The 7,798-nt window shown below is 62.6% G+C and carries 6 protein-coding genes and 1 pseudogene; 3 read left to right on the top strand and 4 right to left on the bottom strand.

Annotated features, from left to right (window positions below):
• On the bottom strand, positions 1–969 hold a 969-nt coding region (locus ACLFQI_RS09640; RefSeq protein WP_410758858.1), incomplete at its 3' end, for a Gfo/Idh/MocA family oxidoreductase.
• Positions 962–1,129: a hypothetical protein gene (locus ACLFQI_RS09635; protein WP_410758856.1), complete on the bottom strand. Its 168-nt coding sequence runs from the start codon at positions 1,127–1,129 to the stop codon at positions 962–964. The genes ACLFQI_RS09635 and ACLFQI_RS09640, both read right to left, overlap by 8 nt.
• A gap of 336 nt (positions 1,130–1,465) precedes the next feature.
• Here ACLFQI_RS09635 and ACLFQI_RS09630 point away from each other — a divergent pair, with 336 nt between their 5' ends.
• The gene (locus ACLFQI_RS09630) at positions 1,466–3,298 is read left to right on the top strand and encodes a diguanylate cyclase (protein WP_410758854.1); all 1,833 of its coding nucleotides are present in this window, start codon (positions 1,466–1,468) and stop codon (positions 3,296–3,298) included.
• Positions 3,299–3,322: 24 nt separating this feature from the next.
• Here the strand turns inward: ACLFQI_RS09630 and ACLFQI_RS09625 are convergent, their stop codons facing one another.
• Complete coding sequence (locus ACLFQI_RS09625; RefSeq protein ID WP_410758852.1) at positions 3,323–4,219, bottom strand: c-type cytochrome; 897 nt, start codon at positions 4,217–4,219, stop codon at positions 3,323–3,325.
• Between the two features lie 503 nt (positions 4,220–4,722).
• Between ACLFQI_RS09625 and ACLFQI_RS09620 the strand changes: the two are divergent.
• Positions 4,723–5,537 (top strand): annotated as a pseudogene (locus ACLFQI_RS09620) (ISNCY family transposase); the annotation flags it as partial.
• A gap of 318 nt (positions 5,538–5,855) precedes the next feature.
• Positions 5,856–6,476: a DUF1566 domain-containing protein gene (locus ACLFQI_RS09615; RefSeq protein ID WP_410758850.1), complete on the top strand. Its 621-nt coding sequence runs from the start codon at positions 5,856–5,858 to the stop codon at positions 6,474–6,476.
• A gap of 313 nt (positions 6,477–6,789) precedes the next feature.
• On the opposite strand, the gene ACLFQI_RS09610 is transcribed toward ACLFQI_RS09615, so the two are convergent.
• A complete protein-coding gene (locus ACLFQI_RS09610; RefSeq protein WP_410758848.1) occupies positions 6,790–7,674 on the bottom strand; it encodes an IS5 family transposase in 885 nt (294 codons plus the stop codon).
• Positions 7,675–7,798 lie beyond the last annotated feature (124 nt).

Raw genomic sequence — 7,798 nt, 5'->3', positions numbered from 1 at the left:
GCTGGCATCGGCGGCGGGCGTCATCGCGGCCTGTTGCTCGGCAATGCTCGCCTGGATCTGCAGGGCGACCTCCAACGCGCGCAGTCCGGTCTGGCCATCGACCAGTGGCCGCTCGCGCTGGCGCACGCACCGGACAAAGGCCTCGATCTCCCGATCGAGCGGCTGCACCGGCTCCACCAGGACGCGCGAGCGCTGGATCTCGGGACGCTGGCCGGCTTCACGCTGTTCGGGAACCGCGCTATCCAAGGTTTGGCCGATGAAATCGAGCGAAAGATAACCTTGCGGCTGGAACACCCGGATGCGCCGCGTCTTCTTGTCCGAGACGCGACTGGCGACGGTATTCGCGACCGTGCCGTTACTGAACTGCAAGCGCGCGCTGGCGATATCGATGCGCGCCGTCAGCACCGGCGTGCCCACCGCCCGCACATCGACCAGATCGGCCCCGACCAGGGCGAGGATGATGTCGATGTCATGGATCATCAGATCCGCAACCACGTCGACGTCGGTCGCGCGCTCGACAAAACCGCCCATGCGCTGGGCCTCGATGTAGCGCGGGGCCTCGATGCGCGCCGCCAGCGCCATGACCCCGGCATTGAAGCGCTCCAGATGACCGACCTGCAGGATCGCGCCCTGGCGCTCGGCGGCGCTGACGATCTCGGCGCCCTCGCGCGCGTCCACGGCGAGCGGCTTTTCGAGCAGGACATGGATGCCGTGTTCGAGATAGGCGCAGGCGACCTCGCGATGCGCGCTGGTCGGCACCGCGATGCTGACCGCATCGACCTGGCCGATCAGCGCCAAGGGATCATTCCAGGCCGCGCACCCGGCCTCCTTGGCCACGCTCGCGGCGCGCTCGGCGCAGCTGTCGCAAACCCCGACCAGTTCGACGCCGGCGAGGCGCGCGTAGATCAGGGCATGGAAGCGGCCGAGGTAACCGACGCCGACGACCCCGACCTTGAGCGGATCAGCCATCGATGATCGGCGGCGTGGGCGCGCGCTCGGCCATCGGCTGAGCCCGATCCAGATGATAGAGATTGATCTGGTAGCCAAGCGTTAGGGTCATACCAACCGCCAACGCGACCACGAGAACCTTGAAGAGATCGGGTTGTCGGCCGCGGCGCTTCAGTGACATGGGTTCTGTGGACTCACTCTGGCGTTGAATCGATGATACCCGTCGAGCGGGCCTGGTTGGGAGACGGGATGCACCGCTGATGCCCCAACGCATTCTTATTATCCACGAGCGACGCCCGGATGTCTGCCGATCAGATCACAGTCACCGCGCCAGCGGGGTCCCGAGACGATGCGCCTGCCATCCAGTTGCAACATGAGCCCGCTTTGGAGCAGTCTTATCCGCTAACTGGCCCTAATGAGCAGTGTGCTCGAGCCGCCCACGCCCGATCCGCCCCGGCCGTTGGAGCCTCTTTCTTCGCCCGGCAGCGAATGCCGCTCTTGACGGACCCTGTCACCGATGCCAACCAGCCTTGAAGCCCTCTGCCACGCCGACACCCACCATGCCATCGAGATCGCCGATCGCGTCTGGTGGGTCGGCCATGTGATCCCCAACGATCATTTCCAGTGCCATGTCTACCTGCTTGAGCAGGGCGAGCAATCGGTCCTGTTCGACCCCGGCTCGCGCCTCACCTTTGCCCATACCTTGCGCAAGATCGAGGAGGTGATGCCGCTGAGCGCGATCCGCTGGTTCGTCTGCCATCATCAGGATCCGGACATCGCCGCCGCCCTGCCGATGATCGACCGGCTGAACACGCGCCGCGATGCGGCCGTGGTCACCCATTGGCGCGCCAAGGCGCTGCTCAAGCACTATGGGCTCGAACTGCCGTTCTGGCTCGTCGACGAGCACGAGTGGCGGCTCGAACTCGAAGACCGCGCGCTCGAGTTCATCTTCACGCCCTATGCCCACTTTCCGGGCGCCTTCTGCAGTTTCGACCGCGCCAGCGGGGTGCTCTTCTCCAGCGACCTGTTCGGCGGCTTCACCGAACAGCCGCAGCTGATCGCGCGCGACGAATCGCACTTCGATGCGGTGCGCCCCTTCCATGAGCACTACATGCCGAGCAGCGACATCCTCGACTATGCGCTGAACCAGATCGAGCAATATCCGGTGGAGATGATCGCCGCGCAGCACGGCTCGATCATTCCGCAACCGCTGGTCGGCTTCATCATCGACAAACTCAGGCACCTCGACTGCGGCCTCTATCTGCTCGGCCAGGGCGACACCGATATCCAGCGCCTCTCGCAGCTCAATCGCACGCTGCGCGACATCACCGAGACCATGCTGCTCTATCGCGATTTTCGCGACATCGCCACGCGCTTGCTCGAGGTCATCCAGCGCAGCCTGCCGGTGAGCCACATCGACTACTACGCCGCCCTGCCGGATGAGCAGATCCTGTCGCTCAAGGCCAAGGCGCGCTTCGTCGGTCTTGTCGAGCCCTCGCTGCCCAATGCGTGCCGCTTCATCGGCCAAGACCTCAGCGAATGGTATCGCGCGCATACCGAAGAGCCGGCACTGGCCAATCACCGGCTTTACGCGGAGGGATTCTGCCTGCAACCGGAGCGCGACGACGGGGCCTCGATCGCCGTTCCGTTGACCGCGAACCAGAGCGAGCGGGTCGAGGCGATGGCGATCCTCATCTTCGACACCCGCCCGCTGATCACCTCCAGCACGGCGCAACTGATCGCGCAGATGATCGAACCGCTGAAGATCGCGCTCGAACGCGAGGTGATCTACCGCTCGATCGATCTCGAGCGCGAACGCGCCTATCAACGGTCGATCCGCGATCCGCTGACCAAGCTCTTCACGCGCTTCTACATGCAGGACGTGATGAGCCGCCACCTCGCGCTCCAGGAGCGCGAGATGGCGCCGTCCGTCTCGGCCCTGCTGATCGACCTCGATTATTTCAAGCAGATCAACGATACCCATGGACACGGCGCCGGCGATCGCGTGCTCCAGCAAGTCGCCGAGCTGATCCAGGCGCAATGTCGCGGCGTCGATGTGCCGGTTCGCTTTGGCGGCGAGGAGTTCTTGGTGCTGGTGATCGGACAGCCGCTCGCGGGCGCGGTCGAGCTGGCCAAACGCCTGAACGCGGTGATCGCAGCCCATGCGTTCGAGATCGGTCGCGATCAGCCGCTGCGGGTCACCGCCAGCCTGGGCATTGCCCAGCGCGGAGCAAAGGAAGACATCGACAGCCTCATCCACCGCGCCGACCTGGCGCTCTACGAGGCCAAGCGCGCCGGCCGTAACCGCTATCAGGTGGCCGACGCCGAGGGCGACGAGCCCCGGGTTTAGGCCAGTCGCAAGGTTGGTGGCGACTCAAGGCGCGGCTGAAGGCGACTCCGGAGACGACCCGGAACGCGACTCCGGGCGCGACCGGGAGGCCGGCGCCTGCTCCTTCCATTGAACCGCCGGCGGGCGTGCTCGCAACCCCATCGCATCGCGCAGATAATGCGGGAAATCCGGGTTCAGCCAGCCCTCCTGCGCCAACTTCTCGGCGGCCGGGCGCAACCGGGCCGTATAGTCCAGCACCGCCTCTTGCTCGGCTGGCGCGAGTTCTTGGATCGCATCGATCATCCCCGCGTCCGCGTTCTTGCGTTCACCGTTGCGAATGGCATCGAACTGGCGCATCAGGTACACGAAATGTTGCCCGGCGATCATGGGAATATGCTCGGCCTCGTCGCCCTCGCCGGCCGCCCCGTGGCAATCGGCGCAGTGCTCGATATAGAGCGCCTCGCCCGCCTCTAGATCGGTGCCCGGCCCGAGCCCGTTGTCGGCCGTCATCGGCAATTGCGAGACATAGGCGGCGACATCGGCGATCTCCTGCGGTCCGCCCAGGATGCCCGGCACCGAGAACGGATACATCAGCGGATTCTCGCGATTGCCGGCGCGAAAATCGGCGAGCTGCTTGATGATCACCGTGCGCAGCTGGCCCGCGATCTGCGGATAGCGCCCATCGGCACTGCCCCAGCCTTCGGGCAGATGGCACACGGCGCAGGTGAGATAGACCTCACGACCGCGCTCGACATCGGGCGTCTGCCTCAGCACCTCCTCATATTCGCGCCGGGCGATCTCGACGGGAGTTTCGGTGGGTGTTTCAGCTGCGGGATCGGCCGCGCTCCCGGCTGGATCAGCGTTCGAGGTTTCCACGAGCAGCGGTAGCGCCAGCGCACAACCCACGAGGGTCGCGCTGGCGACGAGCATGGTTCGATTCATGATGGTTCCTGTTCCTAGAAAATTAGGCCCATGGGACGAAACAGATGGCGCCGCTTTCCAGGAATTCGACCTCACCGCTTGCGGGACGGGAGCATTCCGCCACGCCAGAGGGTCTACCGATCGCACTTCTCGCCTCATGAACCCAATCGACCTCCTGGACCCGCAGCCGTACGCATTCCATCAGCCGCATCCTTAAGCCGTACAGCAACGATGCCATGAGATGCTGCGTGCCCTCAAGCTCACTCAATAATCGTGCAAACCTCGCCACGTTCCAGCCCCAGCGGCACCGCCAATTCGGCAGCGTCCTGCGTTCCAGATAGCTCGTCACATCTTCCGGGGTGTGGCTAGCGAGGCGCTTGGCAGGAAACGTTTTCAGTTAGGTCTCAGCATGGTGGACACGCCAGCGTAACGCAGGAAGCGGTTAGAAAAGCAATGGAATCGAAAGGGTGTAAGCAATAATCATATTGGGGCTAACAGCCACATCAACCCGCACGGCAATTCCGCGCCCGACACACCCCTTGGAAGAAGGCCATCTTGTACTGCCCCGCTATGAATACGGCTTGGATGTGCTCGCGTTCATTGGTCGGCAGCGCTATCGCGAACAAGCGACGGCGAAACAGATCCACGCCGCCCTGACGCAACGCGCAGTGCGTATCAGTCAGCGCAACGTGCAGTCTCTGCTGGAGCGCGATGACGAGTTGGTGTCGTTGTCGGTGCGCGACAGCCCCGAGCGTTGCGCGCGGCTCGCAGCCTAGGGACGACTGATCCTCGCCATCGACGGCCTGCAGCCGGATGTGGGCCAAGAGGTGCTGTGGGTCATCCGCGAGGTGCTCTCGGGTGAGGTCCTGCTCGCGCGCAGCCTGCTGTCTTCGCGGCAAGCGGACCTGGTCGTGCTGCTGCGTGAAGCCGTTGCCGGACTCGAGGTTCCGGTCGTCGGTGTGATCAGCGACGGGCAGCAAAGCATCGGCAAGGCGGTGGCCGAGGCGTTTCCCGGCGTGCCCCATCAGCTTTGTCAGTTTCACTATTGGAAGCAAGCGGTTGGTCCCGCCTGGGAGGCCGATCGTCATGCCAAGAAGGAGCTGAAGAAACGCGTGCGCGGGATTCGTCCGCTTGAGCGCGCCATCGGTGAGCGCGAGGATGAGCAAGCGCAGGTGGTGCAAGGGTACTGTGCCGCCGTGCGCGGCGCACTCAGTGATGAGGGCCAAGCCCCCTTGGAGCCCGGCGGCTTGCGCTTGCACGAACGCCTGGAGCAGATCGATGCCAGCTTGCAGCGTGCCGAGCAAAAAAGGGGGGCCTGCCAAAACCGCTTCAGCGCTTGCACCGCATCTGGCTACGCTTGAGGAGCGCCTGCTCAAGCTCGATTTGCCGCCATAGTTTTTTTACAGTGAGGGCGTCATGGGTTCGACGGGTATCGGAAATCTTTACAGTTTGCGTGCCCATTGCGCTGTTGGCGCCTACGGCTTTGTGAAAGGTGTTAAAAAAAGAGTGGTTTTTTAACTTGGTTTGATTTTTGCTTGGAGCTTTTTCGCTAGCTGGCGAAAGCCTTTTCCTTTTTTAACCCAAGCACAAAACACGGGGACGCAAGCGATGATGGAGAAGACATGGCAATGGCAAGGTATGGCGGCAGCGGGGGCTGTTGCTGATGGGCAGCGTGGCTCAGGCGGGGCTGATCACCTACAGCTCGGCTGGGGTTGATCTGGTGCTGGACGGACAGGGGTTGACCTGGACGGCAGACGCCAATCTGGCGGCAACGGAGACTTTTGGTGTGAGCGGCATCACCGCCGACGGTCGCATGAGCTGGGACACATCGTTGGCGTGGATCGAAGCCATGAACGCCGCCAACTACGGCGGCGCCAACGACTGGCGGCTGTGGTCGGCGCTGAACAACGATGGCAGCGGTCCGACGATGGGTTACAATGTCAGCACCAGCGAGCTGGGGCATCTCTTCTACACCGAGGGTGGGCTGAGTCAGAACGACTCCATTAACGACAGCGCGGCGCTGACAAGTGTCTTCAGGAACATGCAGGACTGGGCGTACTGGTCCGGTACGGAGGGCGCGCCGGATCCGGACCGCGCGTGGCTCTTCCACACCGACCTTGGCTACCAGGACTACGAGGTTAAGTTCATCCAGGGCTATGGCTGGGCGGTTCGCCCCGGACAAGTCGCCGCCGTCCCGCTGCCTGGCACGGCTTTGCTGATGGCGCTGGGCTTGCTCGGGCTGGGAGCGGTCGGTCGCAGGGGGCGGCGACTTCAGTGATTTGATGATTTGTATCATTCAGCCCTTTCGAGGGGGTCAGGGGGAGACTTCCCCCCTGCTCGCGCGCCGCGCGAGTGATGTTTATGCGTGAGCCTCATGGCGAGATACGAGCATCTGCCGATCTACAAGCAGGCCATGGATGTGGCCGTGCACTTCGAGAAGGTGGTCGCCGGCTTCTCGCGCTACCACAAGTACACGCTCGGCACGGAGCTGCGGAACAAGAGCCGCGAGATCGTCGCTCAAATCATTCGCGCCAACGCCGAGCGCGATAAGAGGCTGTTTAGAAAGCCGGAAGGAATGGGTTTCATATCAATCACGTTGCATAAGCAATCTGATTGTCGCAGAGGTCGCGCAGTAGAAGCCGGATTGACGCGATATAGATTTGTGCTTGACTCGAATTCGGATCACGCTCGTAGTCTTTGCTCAAACGGCGTGCGCGAGAGAACCAAGCGAAACTGCGTTCGACCACCCATCGACGGGGGAGGACATGAAAGCCCTTTGCTCCTTGTTGCTTTTTCACGACCTCGAGGACGCACTGGAACTGGGCAAGTACCCAGTCGTGGAGCTCTCGGCCAATGTAGGCGCTGTCGGCCCAGATCTTCCGGATGGTGTCGGCGGCTTGAAACAGCTTCTCCAGCACCTCGGGGGCGGCTTTGCCATCGTTGATCCCCGCCGAGTGCACGACCGCGATGATCAGATAACCCATTGTATCGACGACAATGTGGCGCTTGCGACCCTGGATCAGCTTGCCGCCGTCGAACCCGGATTCGACGCGTGATTCCGGGGTGCCTTTGACGCTTTGACTATCGATGATCGCCCCTGATGGTTGCGGGTTACGCCCGGCGCGTTTGCGTGCAAGCTGCCGCAACACGTCGTGAATGATCTCCAAGGTGCCGTCCTTGCGCCACTTGGTGTCGTGGTAGAACACCACCGAGTGGGGCGGGAAATCCTTCGGCAGCGATCGCCACTGGCAGCCCGTCTTGTTGACGTAGAAAATGGCATTGAGCACGGCGCGAAGATCATGTTCAACCGGGCGACCCTTGGTCGTCGCCTGGGTCTCAGTGAGGAGTGGACCGATGATGTCCCATTCCGCATCGGTGACGTCGCTATCATAGCCCTTGCGCGTTGGATGCCGCTCTGGATTCATTGCAAGACCCCCAATGAACTGGCGAGTGAACCGCTTCTCGCCGAATATCATGGAGATGATGTCATAAAAATCAAGGCTTTAGTTTCCAAACAGCCTCTCAGCAAGATCGCCCGCACCTACCTGATTCATACAACCGTTTAGGAGATCAATATGCGCCACGCTGAACTGATGCAAA

Source organism: Halochromatium sp., from assembly GCF_046541315.1.
In the GTDB taxonomy this organism is placed as follows: Bacteria; Pseudomonadota; Gammaproteobacteria; order Chromatiales; family Chromatiaceae; genus Lamprobacter.
The sequence above is the reverse complement of the archived record's forward strand: the minus strand, read 5'-3'. Positions and strand labels throughout refer to the sequence as shown.